The 15404-nt window shown below is 61.5% G+C and carries 13 protein-coding genes and 2 pseudogenes; 7 read left to right on the forward strand and 8 right to left on the reverse strand.

The features are described 5' to 3' along the window. Position 1: 1 nt before the first annotated feature. Positions 2-2269 carry a DUF2254 family protein gene (locus tag R4P65_RS29155; RefSeq protein ID WP_317829077.1) on the forward strand — a complete coding sequence of 756 codons (2268 nt, stop codon included), beginning with the start codon at positions 2-4 and terminating at the stop codon, positions 2267-2269. Here R4P65_RS29155 and R4P65_RS29160 read toward each other — a convergent pair. From R4P65_RS29160 to R4P65_RS29180, 5 genes are all read right to left on the reverse strand, one after another. After that, positions 2231-3520: an alpha/beta hydrolase gene (locus R4P65_RS29160; RefSeq protein ID WP_064688170.1), complete on the reverse strand. Its 1290-nt coding sequence runs from the start codon at positions 3518-3520 to the stop codon at positions 2231-2233. The genes R4P65_RS29155 and R4P65_RS29160 overlap by 39 nt on opposite strands. 65 nt (positions 3521-3585) lie before the next feature. After that, the gene (gene pepN / locus R4P65_RS29165) at positions 3586-6069 is read right to left on the reverse strand and encodes an aminopeptidase N (protein ID WP_317829078.1); all 2484 of its coding nucleotides are present in this window, start codon (positions 6067-6069) and stop codon (positions 3586-3588) included. A gap of 48 nt (positions 6070-6117) precedes the next feature. Then, positions 6118-6918, reverse strand: coding sequence for a bifunctional hydroxymethylpyrimidine kinase/phosphomethylpyrimidine kinase (gene thiD / locus R4P65_RS29170; RefSeq protein WP_317829079.1), 801 nt, complete (start codon positions 6916-6918; stop codon positions 6118-6120). Between the two features lie 93 nt (positions 6919-7011). After that, on the reverse strand, positions 7012-7626 hold the full coding sequence (locus R4P65_RS29175) for a class F sortase (RefSeq protein ID WP_317829080.1): 615 nt from the start codon (positions 7624-7626) through the stop codon (positions 7012-7014). Then, on the reverse strand, positions 7623-8345 hold the full coding sequence (locus R4P65_RS29180) for a hypothetical protein (protein WP_317829081.1): 723 nt from the start codon (positions 8343-8345) through the stop codon (positions 7623-7625). The genes R4P65_RS29175 and R4P65_RS29180 overlap by 4 nt, the downstream gene beginning before the upstream one ends. A 342-nt stretch (positions 8346-8687) precedes the next feature. Between R4P65_RS29180 and R4P65_RS29185 the strand changes: the two genes are divergently transcribed. The 4 genes from R4P65_RS29185 (at position 8688) to R4P65_RS29200 (ending at position 11093) form a co-directional block, all read left to right on the forward strand. After that, positions 8688-9131: a hypothetical protein gene (locus R4P65_RS29185; protein ID WP_317829082.1), complete on the forward strand. Its 444-nt coding sequence runs from the start codon at positions 8688-8690 to the stop codon at positions 9129-9131. A 21-nt stretch (positions 9132-9152) separates the two neighbouring features. Continuing rightward, positions 9153-9974 (forward strand): class II glutamine amidotransferase, encoded by an 822-nt coding sequence (locus R4P65_RS29190; RefSeq protein WP_317829083.1) that lies wholly within the window; start codon positions 9153-9155, stop codon positions 9972-9974. 61 nt (positions 9975-10035) lie between these two features. Next, positions 10036-10716, forward strand: coding sequence for a hypothetical protein (locus R4P65_RS29195; protein WP_317829084.1), 681 nt, complete (start codon positions 10036-10038; stop codon positions 10714-10716). A 35-nt stretch (positions 10717-10751) separates the two neighbouring features. Continuing rightward, entirely contained in the window at positions 10752-11093 is a 342-nt protein-coding gene (locus tag R4P65_RS29200; RefSeq protein WP_317829085.1) for a hypothetical protein, read from the forward strand. Here the strand turns inward: R4P65_RS29200 and R4P65_RS29205 are convergent, their stop codons facing one another. Next, positions 11094-11549 (reverse strand): hypothetical protein, encoded by a 456-nt coding sequence (locus R4P65_RS29205; RefSeq protein ID WP_317829086.1) that lies wholly within the window; start codon positions 11547-11549, stop codon positions 11094-11096. A 354-nt stretch (positions 11550-11903) separates the two neighbouring features. Here R4P65_RS29205 and R4P65_RS29210 point away from each other — a divergent pair. Next, positions 11904-13185, forward strand: a pseudogene (locus R4P65_RS29210) (IS256 family transposase). A 27-nt stretch (positions 13186-13212) separates the two neighbouring features. Here R4P65_RS29210 and R4P65_RS29215 read toward each other — a convergent pair. Together R4P65_RS29215 and R4P65_RS29220 are read right to left on the reverse strand one after the other, a co-directional pair. After that, a pseudogene (locus R4P65_RS29215) lies at positions 13213-14148 on the reverse strand (IS481 family transposase); the annotation flags it as partial. 165 nt (positions 14149-14313) lie between these two features. Then, complete coding sequence (locus R4P65_RS29220) at positions 14314-15099, reverse strand: adenylate/guanylate cyclase domain-containing protein (RefSeq protein ID WP_317829087.1); 786 nt, start codon at positions 15097-15099, stop codon at positions 14314-14316. A gap of 135 nt (positions 15100-15234) precedes the next feature. Here R4P65_RS29220 and R4P65_RS29225 point away from each other — a divergent pair, with 135 nt between their 5' ends. Further along, positions 15235-15357, forward strand: a complete 123-nt coding sequence (locus R4P65_RS29225; protein WP_317829088.1) for a hypothetical protein — start codon at positions 15235-15237, stop codon at positions 15355-15357. The last annotated feature ends 47 nt before the right edge of the window (positions 15358-15404 follow it).

Consider the following 15404-nt stretch of genomic DNA (forward strand, 5'->3'; position numbering starts at 1 on the left):
CGTGCGGTCCTGGTTCGAGCACACGGTTGTCGACACCGGCAGACTCCCTCTGTTCTTCCTTCTGCTCGCCTTTGTCCTGACGTTCCTGTTCATTCGGTTCAGCGTTCGAATGATCCGAGCTGAGGTCTCGTGGTGGCCAGGCAATGTCACGCCCGGTGGAATGCACATCCACCACATGGTTTTCGGTTTGATGATGATGCTCGTGTCCGGCTTTGCCTTCGTCGCTCTGGCCGACTATCACACCCCGATCGCCAACTGTGTTCTCGCGTCGGTGTTCGGTATCGGCAGCGCGCTGGTCCTCGACGAGTACGCACTCGTGCTGCATCTACGCGATGTCTACTGGGCCGAGGAGGGTCGCTCGTCCATCGACGCGGTGTTCGTTGCCATCGCGATCTCGTTCCTTTTCCTTCTCGGAGTCCACCCGATCGGGTTCGCGGGAGAGTTCGACCCGTATGAGCAGGACCGTAGCCTGGCGACGTTGATCGGCGTTGTCGTCGCGATCGTGATCCAACTCGGACTCGCCGTGATCACGTTGATGAAGGGCAAACTCTGGACCGGCTTGATCGGGCTGTTCTTCACCCCGCTTCTGTTGGTCGGAGCGATTCGGTTGAGTCGCCCGGGTGCGCCATGGGCGCGTTCGCGTTACCGCGACAAGCCCGCCAAGATGAGCCGGGCAGTCGCCCGTGAGCAGCGGTATCGCGAGCCGATGATCCACGCGAAGATCTACGTTCAGGAAACGGTGTCGGGAAGTTTCGGTTCCACTCCCCCGACCCCACCACCGCTCCCGGTCGTCGACACCACAACCCCCACGACGAAAGTCGGACTATCACGGCGGCTTTCGGACAGAATTCGCTGGCGCCGAACTCGCCGACGACTACGAACCGTCCCGGTCTGGCGCCTCCCCGTGATCCTCGTCGTCCTGTCCGTCGTCACCGCGAACATCCTCGTCGGGATCGACGGAGACCTGGTGGGTGACGGCGACGTCGGTACCATTTCCGAGGGCGTGGACGCCGGGGCCACCGCAACGCTGCTCAGCGTCATCGCCGGCGGGATGATCACTCTCACCGGTCTGGTGTTCACCGCCATCACCCTCGCCATGCAGTTCGGCGCCTCGCAGATTTCGGTGCGGGTGGTCCCGATGCTCGCGCAGCAGCGAGTGATGCGGTGGTCGATCGGCATGTTTCTGGCCACGTTTGTCTTCTCCTTGATCATTGCGCTCGATTTGGCGCTCGACTCTGAGAATTCCTCTCCGTCCATCTCCACGGCGATCGCACTGCTTCTGGCATTGGCCAGTGCGATCCTGTTCATCGCATTGGTGGCGAAGGTCGGGTCGATTCTCAATTCCAGTCGGTTGTTGCGTTGGATAGCGGCCCAGGGCCGAAGCGCGACGATTCGTGCCTATCCGCTGTACGAGGACTTACCCTCGGGCGCACCGAAGCCCAGTCAGCCGCTTCCCCTACGCGAACCGCGCGAGTCCCAAACCTCCGAGAGCGCCGACGCACTGGTGATTCGCCTGCGCCACCTTTCACCCGACGGCCGGATTCTGCTGGCGATCGATCTCGCCCGACTGCAGCGGTTGGCCGGCCGCTGGGACGTCTCGGTCGAGGTTGTCCCCAGCATCGGCGAGTTCGTCGCCCAGAACGCGCCCCTCTTCGAGGTACGCGGGCCATCACTGAAGGTACGTCCGGACACATTGATGTCGTGCTTGATCTTCGGTGACACGCACAGTCCTGTCGTCAGCCCCGGTGCGGCGCTGCAGTCGATCGTGGACATCGCGCTCAAGGCGCTCTCACCTGCCATCAACGACCCGGGTCGAGCAGTCCAGGCTCTCGATCACATCGAGGATCTTTTGGTACTGCTCGCGCCGCGGGTCCGCTTCGACACATCAACCTCGGATCTCACGCTGATCCGGGGCCGGCAACGCACCTGGACCGACTACGTCTCTGTCGCCACCGACGAGATCCGGCACTTCAGTACCAATTCCGCGCAGGTCCAGCGCCGTCTACGCGCGGTATTCGCGACCTTGCTCGAAGCCTGCCCGCCGGACCAGCACCCTCCGCTACTCGAGCGCGTCGACGCACTCGATGCGCAATTGACCCGAGAATGGACCGGCGCACTCGACCTTCGGCTCGCGAGTGTGGCAGATCCGCAGGGATTGGGCTCCGAAGCCGGGGCGACCGGAAGAATTCACCCGCTGATCATCGGGTCTTCGGAACTTCCAGACGATCGTTCATCCGGGCAGACCGAGTCGCGTTCCCAGCCAACCTAATTGACTCGCCAATCCAGCCGACCACACCTGGAAGCTGTGTCCACCGTCGACCTCGGCGTACTGGACGTCCATCCCTGCGGCCTTTGCGGCTTCGTAGAGCGTTTGAAGACCTGGGCGGTAGTCGTTGTCCTGTTTGCCGACCACGAACACCCCGGCGCTGTCGGGGAACTTCTTCTCCCGGAGCAGATCCTGCGGATTCACTGCCACGAACGCGGCGTCATTACCGCCGAACGCTGCATCGACCGTCTGCTTCCGATCACCGAGGGTGGGTTCGATCTGACCGGACAGATCCAGGAACGTCGGATACACCGCGGGGAAGTTCGTTGCCATCTGGAACGCGCAGGTACCGCCGTAGGAAAGTCCCCCGATCGCCCACTTCCTCGGGTCGGGATCCACCTGGAGGTTCCCGCGCACCCAGTCGGGAACATCGCGCGAAAGGTACGTTGCGACGTTCCCGAGTTGGGAATCGACGCAGAGCGGATTCGCCAGTTCCGACCCGGTCCCGTCAGCAACGACGACAACGGGAGCCAAGCCCGAATGCGCAGCGGCGTAGGCGTCCATGGTCTGGACGAGACGTCCGCCCTGTAGCCAGTCCTCGGGCGCGCCTGGTTGTCCGGCAAGCAGTACCAACACCGGCAACTCCGGTCGTGGGTTGGTGAAATACGCGGGCGGTAGGTAGATCTCGGCGTCGCGGGCGCTGAATCCGGAGACCGTCCCCGCAATCGTGACCGTGCTGACCTTGCCGGCCGACGGCATGTCCGCTGGAGCCTTCCATTGCGAAACCGGTACCGCCCCGTCCTTGCCGTCGTCCAGGTCGGCGAGTGAAACCTTCTCCGCGTCCGAGAGTCCCAGCGCTGTTCCCAACGTCGGATACGACTGGAACTGCAGATTCACGTGAGCTGCGCTAGACACGACCACCAGGAGCACGGAGACGACGGTGAGCACGCGGCCGTCGATCCGCGTCGCCGCAAATACCCGCGAAACACCCAGCAGCACGCCAAGAATGCCCAAACCGATCCACACGTAGACCGGACGGGCAATCGGATCGGGGAACGGGTGCCACACCTTCTCGATCAGCCAGTACAGCACGAGAGTGATCGCAATTGCCGCGACGATGCAGACCGGAATCGAGATCAGCACGTGACGCCTCGATCTCGAGAAGATCAGCCACAGAAGTGCCAGAATTCCGAGCACCGTCACCACGGGCGGAACCGGGCCCGTGACCAGCGACAGATCCGTGATCGTGTGCACGTCGTCTCCCGTCGCAGCCCTGTTTAGACAATATCCAAGAACAGGACATTTCGGAGCTGATGGCGTCAGATCACTGCGTTCGACGCCTGGGCACGTAGGTCTCGGGCCAGGTGATCCCGACGCTCGAGAACAAGCCTCCGCAGCGACGCGGGCGCCTCCGCATTGGCCTGGATCCAGGAATCGACAGCAGAGGTGTCTTCAGCTGCCGGGAAGAGTCCGTTCACCAACCGTCGGGCGATCTCGATGCTGCGTTCGGACCACCACTTCCCCAGGGACGAGAAGTACTCGACCGCATATCCCTCGATCAACGACGGGTCCGTGCCCGAACGGAATCCGACGATCGTCGCATCCAGGCGGTCGTTCGAGAGTGAGGCATCGGTGGTCGCCGACGCCCAGGCAGCCGCCTTGGTCGCGGCATCGGGAATCGACGCCACAGCGCGGACGTACGCAGTTCGACCCGCCGATGTGCTGTCCTTGCTCAGCTCACCGTCGAAGTCGCTCACACTCGCATGGCCGGTCGCCGACAGGGCAATCCACAATGCCCACCGCAGATCAGGATCGAGAGCCAGTCCGACCGGCCCCGGGCAGGTGCCGTCGAGTATCGACCGCAACTCGTCGGCGCGAGCATCGTTGACCGCTGCGGCGGCCGACAGAGCCCGTGCCCATGCCAGCTGTCTTCCGGACTCCGGTTCGGCTTCGAACACCGCCTTCCAGGTCGTTTCCAACCAGCCCGCACTGACATTGGGCCGCAAGCTTTTCGGAACGTAGTGAAGAACCGCGTATTGGGCATCGGTCAGGATCGCGCTGAGAATCGCAAGATCTGTCTCTGCGGGAGCGAATCGTTCCACCATGTCGAGGTATCGGAACACCGAGAGCTGCGCATCGCGCACCGAGTTCCACAGCGACGACCAGATCACTCCGCGCGCAAGCGGATCGCTCACGCGGTCCAGGGATGCCTCGACCGTGGACAGAGATTCCGCGTCCAATCGCACCTTCGCGTAGGTGAGGTCTTCGTCGTTGAGCAGTGTGAGCGCTCCGGGCGGAAGGTCGACCGGCGTGCGGGATTCGGTGATGTCGAGTTCGACGCGTTCGGTGCGAACAAGATCTCCGGACTCGTTGTAGTCGTAGATTCCGACTGCGAGCCGATGCGGCCTCGGGTCCGTCTGGACCAGGTCTGTTCCGTCGAGCGACAGCGTGGACACTCCGGTGGTCTGCAACCAGATTCGGGCCCATTCGCGCACATCACGTCCGGAAGTCTCCGCGAGCACGTCGAGCAGATCGACCAGCGTGGTGTTCCCGTACGCGTGTGCCTTGAAGTACCGGCGTGCCGCTTCGAAGAACGCGTCACGCCCGACGAACGCCACAAGTTGTTTGAGGACACTGGCACCCTTGGCATAGGTGATTCCGTCGAAGTTCAGCTTCGCAGCTTCGAGATCGACGATGTCGGCGACGATGGGGTGCGTAGTCGGCAGCTGATCTTGGAGGTACGCCCACGCTTTTCGCTTGATGGCGAATGCCACCCAGGCATCGGTGAAGCGAGTGGCTTCGGCGCTGACCAGCGATCCCATGAAATCGGCGAAAGATTCCTTGAGCCACAGGTCGTCCCACCAGACCATGGTCACGAGATCGCCGAACCACATGTGCGCCATTTCGTGCAGGATCGTGTTGGCGCGGCGCTGATGCTGCTCGTCGGTCGCGGTGCCGCGGAACACATACGCCTCGGTGAAGGTCACCAGTCCCGGGTTCTCCATGGCGCCGAGGTTGTACTCGGGGACAAAGATCTGGTCGTACTTGCCGAACGGATACGGATAGTCGAAGTGCTCGGCGTAAAAGTCCAAACCCTGACGGGTGATGTCGAAAACGTTCTCCGCATCGAGGTGTGGAGCCAACGACGCCCGGCACAGCGCACCCAATTCGACAGTGAGTTCGCCGCGACTCCACGACGACGCTACCCGGTGATACGGCCCGGCCGCGATCGCGGTGATGTAAGTCGAGATCGGCAGCGTCGGCGCGAAAGTGACGCGTTGCGCACCGTCGACGGAGAGCGTCTGTGTCGCGGGCTGATTCGACAGGACTTCCCAGCCGTCAGGTGCTGTCACCTCGAATGTGAAGGGCGCCTTGAGGTCCGGCTGCTCGAAGCAGGCGAAAACACGTCTGGCGTCGGCGGGCTCGTACTGCGTGTACAGATACGTCTGATCGTCGGCGTCGTCGACGAATCGGTGCAGCCCTTCACCGGAACGGCTGTAGTGGCCGTGAGCTGCCACTCGTACGACGTTCGATCCGCCGAGTCCGCGCAGCACGATCCGGGATCCGTCGTACTCAACCGGAATCGACGCACCGTCGACCTCTACGGAATCGACTGCAGCACCGATGAAGTCGAGCCACGTGGACTCCGCAGACGCCGTCAGATCAATTGTCGTGACGGTCGAAAAGGTCTTCGAGGCAGAGTCCGCCGCCGATCGCAGATCCAACTCCACCCGGTACCCGGTGACGTCAACGATTCGAGATCGTTCGGCGACTTCGCTTCGATTCAGGTTCGCAGTACTCACGCACTCGATCCTGCCAGGCCGCGCGCGGCGATGTGAGCCGCAGTGTGCCTATCCCTTGAAAGCGCCCTGCCAGACGGTGTCGAACGGCGTGTGTGCCGAGACGCGGCCTTCGATGCCCGCCGTGACGAACTTCTTGGCCAGAGCGACGGCTTCTCCCACGTCGGCGCCCTTTGCCAGTTCGGCGGTCACTGCGGCGGCCAGCGTGCAACCGGCACCCGAGACGCGCTCTTCGCCGACCTTGGGGGCGGAAAGAACCGTCACGTCGGTCCCGTCGAACAACACGTCGACAGCGTCGCCACCGGCAAGTTCGACCCCGCCCTTTGCGAGCACGTACTTGGGTCCCAGGTCGTGGATACGACGTGCGGCTTCGATGAGCTCGTCGACGCTCTCGATGCTGTCCATTCCGGCGAGGGTGCGTGCCTCGAAGAGGTTGGGTGTGACGACAGTGGCGAGCGGCAGGATCGAATCACGAAGTGCCGTATCGGTATCGAGAGCCGCACCGGGCTCCTGGCCCTTGCAGATCAGGACCGGGTCGAGGACGACGTGGCGCCAGGACTGCCGACGCAGGCCCTCTGCCACAACCTCGATCGTGGCGGGCGTGCCCAACATGCCGATCTTGACGACGTCCAGATCGTGAGCCGCAGTGGCAGCCTCGATCTGATCGGCGATCACGTCAGGAGCGATCGGCACGAAGCGATGACCCCAGTTGTTCTTGGGATCGAACGAAACGATGCATGTGGTGGTCGCTACGCCGTAGACGTCCAATGCCTGGAACGTCTTCAGGTCGACCTGCAGGCCGGCACCGCCAGTCGCTTCGGACCCAGCGATGACATAGGCGAGGTCAACCACAGCACAATCTCCTTCTTCGGACTTTCGAAACGTGCGTGGATGGCCACGAACGCGGGGCCCAGTTTATCAACCGGCCCGACGTCGAGTTTTCGCCTATGCGGCCACCGGGGTCCCCCACGCGACGTCGTTGTCCTCGTAACCGAGCGGTGGACCGACGAATTCGCCACCACAGGTGATCAGCGCGAGGGTTTCCGGTCCGTCGAGGCTGTTCAATCGCTCGACCGGCAGCTCGCCGTCCTTGCCGTAGTGATCGACCACATCGATACGGTAGTTCCAGGTCTGTCCCCCGGCGCCCGCCACGGTCACGATCGAGCCGATTTCCAGTGTCGAGAACTTCTTTCCGAAACCGTCACCCTGATAGATGTCGTTGATGTGTCCGGTGATCACCACGGTGCCCGCGCCCGAGCCCGGGAATGCCGAATCTGCCCACCATCCGATCTCACGGACATCCTCGGGCGGAATGAGCGAGCCGTCTGCCGTCGTCTTGATCGACAGAACGTCAGCGGTGCTGTCGACTATGCGAAGCGTGGTCGGGACATCCGGACCGTCGACCACAGCGCGAATCTCCGGCGGCAAATCTTGTTGGCCAGTCGCGAGGACGCGGGTCGGCGAGTCACCGTCGTCAGAACATCCGCCGATCAAGAGCATTGTCGCCACTACTGCAGCGGCCCATGTTCGACGGACCGTGGATCCAGGTGCCGCTGTCACGGGCGAGAAGTCGGGCCGGACGGAACCTGGGAAATTGGTACGCGGTTTCCGACGTCACGACCGGGAAGTGCGTCACCGGAATCCCCACCGTTCCCACCGGAACCGTCACCACCGCCATTCCCGCCACCGCTTCCATTCCCACCGCCGGGGCCCGGGCCGGGGCATTCACCTCCCGGATCGGTGGTGTCGCCTGCCAAGACAATCTTGACTGCCGAGAGGTTGACTGTCTGGCTCTGTGCCACTTGTCCAGGCGTTGTGACGTCGAATGCGAGCTTGGCACGAACCGGAATGACGGAGCCGTCGTCGGCATCGGTGACCGTTGATCCTGAGCGACCGAGATCTTGGGTCAACGTCATTCTGGAGATCAAATCCTGATCTCCGGTCAAGCCGGCGCCGTCGATCCGAAGGGTCCCTCGGACGGGACTTCCGTGCGCTCTGATCGTCACCGACGCGCGAAACTCGAGAACATCTCCGGGTACGGCTCGCCATGCCTCGATCGAGCTGATTTTCGTTCCCGGTGAACCAGTCGAGATGTCGTACCAACCGTCGATCACGGCCGGATCGAGTGACATCGAATTCTCGTTGATTTCCGAGTTGCACGCGCGGGTGAGCGCGACGGGGGCAGCCGATCCCACTGCGGGGAGTGCTGTCGACAGAACGGTCGCCAAGACGAAGGCCGTCGCGGTGATGCCCGCGGTACGCCTGCCGAAGATCGTCATTCTCTCGCTACTCTTTTCCGCGGACCGTAGCTTCCGGTCAATTCAGTCAAAATACCAGTACAGCTGGGCAAATAGGGCGAATTACGTGCCGAATTCTTCCTGTTTTCTGCGAACTTCAGTCACGAGCAATTCCTCCGCACACGCGTTCCGGCAAGGGCTACATCGCATCCACAGGCGCCAGAAGTTACATTTCGCCCGCACATCGAGCTAGAACACACTGATTCCTCACCGCATTGGACAGGCATTTCCGTTTCACGACGGTCGGTCGGTGGAACAACGATCACTACAACGAGCGTGCCGGGCAGGTGTCCGGTCACCCCCACCGAATCAAGGGAAACCGTCATGTCGGATACAACATCAGTCAAGCAGGGTTTCGCGGTAGGAACATCGATTGGGGCAGCCGTCATCTTGGTGACGGTCGGCATCGTGCAGTTCTTCCAGGGACTCGCTGCCGTCGCCGAAAACGAAGTGTTCGTAGTCGGGATCGACTACGTCTATCAATTCGACCTGACGACGTGGGGTTGGATCCATCTCGTGCTGGGCGCGCTCGTCGCTCTCGTCGGGCTCGCACTGTTCACCGGAGCGGCCTGGGCGCGGGTATCGGCCGTCGTGATCTGCGCGATCTCGATCATCGCAAACTTTTTGTGGCTGCCGTATTACCCCTGGTGGTCAACTCTCATCATCGCGCTGAACATCGTCGTGATCTGGGCGGTGTCGACGTGGAAGCCAAGCCATTCGACAAACGCCACGGCGCACGCGTCGTCAACACCGACTCGATCTGCTTGAGTTGAAAGTATGTGCAGATGGATGGCGTATTCGGGAGAACCGATACTCGCCCACGACTTGCTGTTCCGACCGCAGCACTCGCTGATCGACCAGAGCCTGCATTCTCAACTCGGGGCCACGACGACAAATGGCGACGGCTTCGGAATCGGCTGGTACGGGGAAGGCCCCCAACCGGCGGTGTTCAAGAGCATCGAACCCGCGTGGAACGACTCGAACCTGCGCGAGGTCACCTCCCAACTGCGCACCCCTCTCATGTTCGCCCACGTGCGCGCTTCGACGGGAACTGCGGTGCAGCGCAGCAACTGCCACCCATTTCGGCACGGCAACTGGTTGTGGATGCACAACGGTTCACTGCGCGGATTCCACGACATGAAAAGGGTATTGGTGACTGCGATTGATCCGTCGCTCTTTCCGGATCTCGAAGGATCGACGGACTCGGAAACCTTGTTCTTCCTCGCGCTGACGTTCGGCCTGACCGACGATCCGTTCGAAGGTGTCGCGAGGGCCGTCGGATTTGTCGAGCACACGGCTCGCTCGCAGGGAATCGACAATCCGGTCCAGATGACCGTTGCCACGTCGGATGGCATCTCCACCTGGATCTTTCGCTATTCGAGCGAGAACCGGTCGAGGTCACTGTTCTTCTCCACCGAGATCTCCACGTTGCGCAAGCTCCATCCTGAGGTGGATGCCCTGCACCATCTGAGTGAGGAGACCCGAATCGTCGTATCCGAACCTCTGCGCGACCTTCCCGGAGCATGGAACGAGGTTCCAGAGTCCGCCGCAGGCGTCATCCGGCCCGGACGGGACGAGATGCGGAACTTCGCGCCGATCCCACCCCGATAGGTAAAGCATGACGCAGACCTGTTGCGCCGAATTCTCCCGCGGGATGGGTCAAGATGGCTAGATGTGGAAACAGGCACTCGGGTTTGCTTTGTTCGGTGCGACCGTTGCCATCGTCACGGCGGCGCTGACACAAGGATCGTCACAGGCGTCGGCCACGATCACCCTCTTTTCGGGTGGCACGACAATCTCGGGCTTCGCGGGTGAATCGCAATGGACCTGGCCCATCGAGGCTGCGGTGATCGGCGCCGTTCTGGGCGCGCTGACCGGGCTCGTACTCCACCTCGCGGGTGTGCGAATCTCCGGAGGTCAGGACAATCGAATGCTTCGAACTGTGGTGGCAGGCCTCGTGGGAGTCACGCTTGGGTTGACGCCCCTGTTGGTCTTGATCAGCATGGCATTCACCAGGTCGGTTGACATCGGATGGTCCCCGCTCCTGGTCTATGCCGTCAGCGGTTTCCTGGCCTACGCCCTGGCGGTCGCCGCCGTGTTCGGAGTTCTTCGCGCTGCCGGGGATCGACTTACTACGCGCACGGCGCAGGCGGTGGCGGCGATGCTTCCGGTTGGGGCGTTGGCGGCGACGACTGTGGGTGTAGGTGCTGCGTGGAGGCTGGGCTTTTCCACCGCCGCTCCCACCTGGATCGCGGTCGTACTCCTGGTGGTTCTCGTATTGGCCATGACGTTCGTTGCGGCCCGGGCGTGGGCTCTACGGATTCAGCCTCGTGACTTACCAGAAGTCGCATAGGCAGTGGGACGATTGATTCGGACGGGTGCGTCGAGATGAGGGGCGAACGAATCTTCGCGGGACTCGTCGTCGGCCTCCTACTGGGACTGTTCGGCTACCTGCCATTGGTACTCCTGTGGCAGCACTTCGCGGATGTCCCGCAGCAGCAGCTGTATCCGAACCGTTCGTTCACGTCGTTCGGGCCCAACCCACCACCGCTCACCTACTGGATAAGTTGGGCGGCGCCTGCCGCCGTGTTCGTCTTGCTCGGACTTATGACTATTCCCAGTCGTACCGGCCGGCAATTTGCATTGCCATTAGTGCTCGCGTTCCTGCCGGTCGCGGCAATGGTGGCGTGGTTCTGGATCTCGATGGAACTGTTCTTCAGCCCCGACTGATCACTCACTCGACCGCGGATCGAGAACTACACCGCGCGCACGCGCAATGGCGCCCTTGTTGCGCAATGCGATCCCCTGATGCACCGCAGCAAGTACCAATGCCAGCACTGCAGCAGGGAGGCTCCCCACCATCGACAGCAGAGAAGGCATATCGGAGCTGAACGCGGTAAAGAAACCCACCACTGCAGCACAAAGCATTGTCGCCGAGACGATCCAGGAAACGAATGGTCGCGGGATCACGGCTGGAATGACGCACAGGGCCACCGGTAAGGCGAGCACCAAGGAGAGCTCTCGTCCAAAATAGTCGTGAATCGAGCGGTAACAATCGGCAGAGCTGAGTGGCCCGAGGCCTATTTCGCAATTGGTGATCTCATACAGCGGCCACTGTGCCGTCGCGGATCCCAGGATCCCGGTCGCAAATGCCAATACAACCCACGCGATCCGTATCCCCGTCATACGAAGAGATCATGCCAGTAAGGATAATTACGCTCCGGAGCAGAAAGCGACTACAACTCGTAAGGGGCGGAGATTACCTCTTCCGCTGGGACCTTTCCCAACGCGAGCGGCACAACATGTTCGGCGTGCTCAACTCGCGGGTTGGGTGTCGAGCCTGATCGGGGCACTCCACGTCGTCGACAACTTATGGGGGCAGCACCTCTTCTGAGCCCGGGTATCTCCGTCGCTAAACTCGCAGCAACCAACCGCCTGCCGAGTTTGGTTATCGCCATGATGCGTATCCAAAGGGGACTGTCCAGTAATCGGTGTTTCGGCCCGAGAAGCTGAGTGAATGCTCAGCGAGGAGGTGCCAAGATGACGACACTGGAAGATGCGACGAAGAAGAGGGCCGAGCCCTCCGCGGAAGCCGCCGCGGCCACGGAACTGGTGCGACTTGCCAAAGAGCAGGGGCTGTCGTTGACCGGGCCGGACGGTTTGCTCAGGCAGTTCACCAAAACCGTTCTGGAAACCGCGTTGAACGAGGAGATGACCGAGCGCCTCGGCAACGACAAGAACCAGGCCCAGCCAGAGCGGGACTCGACGAACATCCGGAACGGAACCCGGCCGAAAACTGTGTTGACCGAGGCCGCCGGCCACGTCCCGATCGAAGTCCCGAGAGACCGCGAAGGGACGTTCGAGCCGCAGATCGCCCGTGAAACGCCAACGACGCCTCAACGGGGTCGACGAGATCGTGTTGTCGTTGTACGCCAAAGGATTAACGACTTGTGAGATCTCCGCCCATTTCGCAGAAATCTACGGCGCATCCGTTTCGAAAGAGACGATCTCGCGGATCACCGACAAGGTACTCGAGGAAATGCAGGACTGGTCTGCCCGACCGCTCGACGAGGTGTACGCGGCGATCTTCATCGATGCAATCGTCGTCAAGGTTCGAGACGGGCAGGTCGCGAACCGGCCTATCTATGCCGCGATCGGCGTCAGTCTCGACGGCGGCCGGGACGTGCTCGGATTGTGGGCGGGAACCGGCGGTGAGGGCGCGAAATTCTGGATGTCGGTCTTGACGGACATTCGCAACAGGGGCACCCGGGACGTGTTCTTCATGGTCTGCGGCGGGCTCAAGGGATTGCCGGAGGTGGTCGAGCACGTATGGCCGGCCACCACGGTCCAAACCTGCATCGTGCATTTGATCCGAAACACTTTCCGGCAGTCATCTCGTAAGGACTGGGACGCGCTCAAACACGATCTCAAGCCGATCTACACGGCACGGTCCGAGGCGGCCGCTCGTGCAGCGCTGGACGATCTCGCCGAACATTGGGGCAAGACGTATCCGGCGATCATCCGGCTGTGGACCAATGCCTGGCAGGAGTTCATCCCGTTCCTCGACTACGACATCGAGATACGTCGAGTCCTGTTCTCCACCAACGCGATTGAATCCCTCAATGCCCGCTATCGGAGTGCGGTGAAAGCTCGTGGCCATTTCCCTACCGAGTCTGCCGCGCTGAAATCCCTCTACCTGGTGACGCGTTCACTCAACCCGACGGGCAAGGGTCAGGCGCGATGGACAATGAGGTGGAAGCCTGCTCTGAATGCGCTTGCGATCACGTTCGCGGACCGTTGGCCGGGATCGGACACTTACTGATGAAAACCGGCCGAAACACCGTTAGCGAGAATGCGGTCGATGGTAATTGTAGTGAACGTTCCATACCTCGACGGCAGAGCGGCGGTCGACTTCGCTGATGTATTCGCGTGAGTAGAGCAGTTCTTCGGCGAGGATGCGGTTGTATCGTTCGACTTTCCCGTTGTGTTTCGGTGTGTACGGCTTAATCCGGCAGTGCCGCGCTTCCTGCAGTGAAGACGTGAAATCTGCTGCCCGGTACCATGATCCGTTGTCGGTGATCACCCGATCGATCCGGTTGATGTCGTGTACGGCGAAGAAGAGTCGGGCGTTGTTCATGAAATCGATGGCTGTCGCGGCGGTTTCGTCATCGCGTGCTTCGGTGTATGCCAGGCGGGTGTTCCCGTAGATCGCGGAATGCAAATAGGTGTAGCCGACGCGGCCCTGCTTGTTCTTCGTTTTCCGACGCTGTGATCGTTTGGCCTGCTCGGAACCTCGCCCATGGACGCGCCAACCTCCGCCGTCAGGGATGTGGCCGACTTTCTTCACATCGACGTGCACCATCTGACCGGGCCGTTTCGCGGCGATGACCTGGGGTTTGCGGTTCGTTTCGCCGTTCGGGTCGATGAACCGGCGGCGATTGAGACCGAGATCCCGCAGGAGTTTCGTGACCGTCCGGCGAGCGATGACCGTTCCGTCCATTCGGAGTTCGAACGTGATGCGCGCGGCCGACCATTTCCGGGTTCGTCACATCGCTTCGATCTCGGCCACGATCTCTGCGGTGGTGGCGGTGGGTTGATGGTTCGGGGTGCTGGAGCGGTCGTGTAGTCCCAGGTCACCGTACTTGCTGTACCGGTTGACCCACGTGGAGGCGCATTGGCGCGAGATGCCCATCTCGGCGGCGATGTGGGCGATCGGACGACTCTGGCACCGCTCGATCAGGCGCCGTCTTCCTTCGACAGTGAGTGGGGCATTACGGTGTGTCACAGGGCTGGTCATTCTTGGTCGAGAACGGTTGTGTCGCAACTCCCATTCTTACGCCGAGGACCAGCCCGTCTACTTCAGTCCCGCGTCAGCAACGTCCATACCCACAACAGCTAGTACACGAAAAGGTGTGGCTGCCACTTCGGTGACCTGCGCGGGTCAGAATGTTCATCGCGGCCAGTAGCGGCCATTCGCCTGAAGGAATTTAAGACCTGCTTCTGCGCGGTCCGTGGCGGAGATACTGGGCGTCCAAAAGGAGGTGTTGTAGATCTCGCGCACAGAGACCGTGCCTAGCCCCTTCATGGGAACATCGCGTGTGCCTTGGAGTTCGAAGCGCGGGTAGGTACTTTCGTCTCCCGCCGGCGGAACCACGACTGACAGATCGCGTTCTCCCCACTCGACGGCTGGCATGACGATGTTGGAATAGACTCTCGAAGTCAGGTCGTCCGGCTTTACTGCTGCGCAGCGTGCGGCAAGCGCGACGGGTTCACCGAACACTGAGACGTTGTACCGAAACGCGGTTCCTGCGTAGCCAACGATTACTGGTCCGGATGCGATCCCGATGTGCGGCTGATATGCCAGAGGGTCATGGCGGCTCATCGCCGCAGCGGCTTGAACTGCGTCAGCAAACGGGTCCACTGAACCGAATTCAGCCGAGAATACGACCATCACTTCATCGCCGATGTACTTGTCGACGATACCGGGGCGACCATCGAGAGCTTCGGCGGTAATCCAGGCAAAGAAGTTCTGTACGAAGATCAAGGTGGCTGCAGGACTCAGGCTAAGCGTCCGAGTAGAGAAGCCGGTGATATCGGCAAACAATACTGTCGCCTCGATTTCCCGACCTTTGACCGGGAACCCTGCGCCACCGCCATCATCAAGAACGCCGTCGACGTCGCTCATAGTTGATGTTAGATAGTCCTCTAGAGAGTGAAACTGCCTGTCGAATGCCATAGCGTCAATAGTAGGAACTCGCCGGTGAGGGGATCGCTTCGCCTCCCCAAACTCGTTCCACCTCACTAGGCGGCACTGGCCTCATCTACGAGGATGATGATTTTCGAGAACGAGAGAGCGCACAGTTTCGGTCAGGTGGCCGAACAATACGATCGATGGCGGCCGAGGTACCCCGAGCAGCTCTACACCGATGTCCTGGCAGCCGAAACTGACAACCTCATTCTCGAAGCAGGAGCGGGCACCAGCTCGATTACGTGAGCCACCGGGTCACAGCCTGCAAGCAGGCACGACAATCCACAAACCGT

Origin of the sequence: Rhodococcus sp. IEGM 1318 (genome assembly GCF_033142465.1) — a bacterium.
Lineage (GTDB): Bacteria > Actinomycetota > Actinomycetes > Mycobacteriales > Mycobacteriaceae > Rhodococcus_F > Rhodococcus_F qingshengii_B.

Excerpts from the sequence above, each read along its gene's own strand:
- R4P65_RS29200 (WP_317829085.1), top strand. The coding sequence starts at position 10,752 with ATGAGGGGCGAACGAATCTTCGCGGGACTCGTCGTCGGCCTCCTACTG.
- R4P65_RS29195 (WP_317829084.1), top strand. The coding sequence starts at position 10,036 with ATGTGGAAACAGGCACTCGGGTTTGCTTTGTTCGGTGCGACCGTTGCC.
- R4P65_RS29185 (WP_317829082.1), top strand. The coding sequence starts at position 8,688 with ATGTCGGATACAACATCAGTCAAGCAGGGTTTCGCGGTAGGAACATCG.
- R4P65_RS29180 (WP_317829081.1), bottom strand. The coding sequence starts at position 8,345 with ATGACGATCTTCGGCAGGCGTACCGCGGGCATCACCGCGACGGCCTTC.
- R4P65_RS29190 (WP_317829083.1), top strand. The coding sequence starts at position 9,153 with ATGGCGTATTCGGGAGAACCGATACTCGCCCACGACTTGCTGTTCCGA.
- R4P65_RS29205 (WP_317829086.1), bottom strand. The coding sequence starts at position 11,549 with ATGACGGGGATACGGATCGCGTGGGTTGTATTGGCATTTGCGACCGGG.
- R4P65_RS29220 (WP_317829087.1), bottom strand. The coding sequence starts at position 15,099 with ATGGCATTCGACAGGCAGTTTCACTCTCTAGAGGACTATCTAACATCA.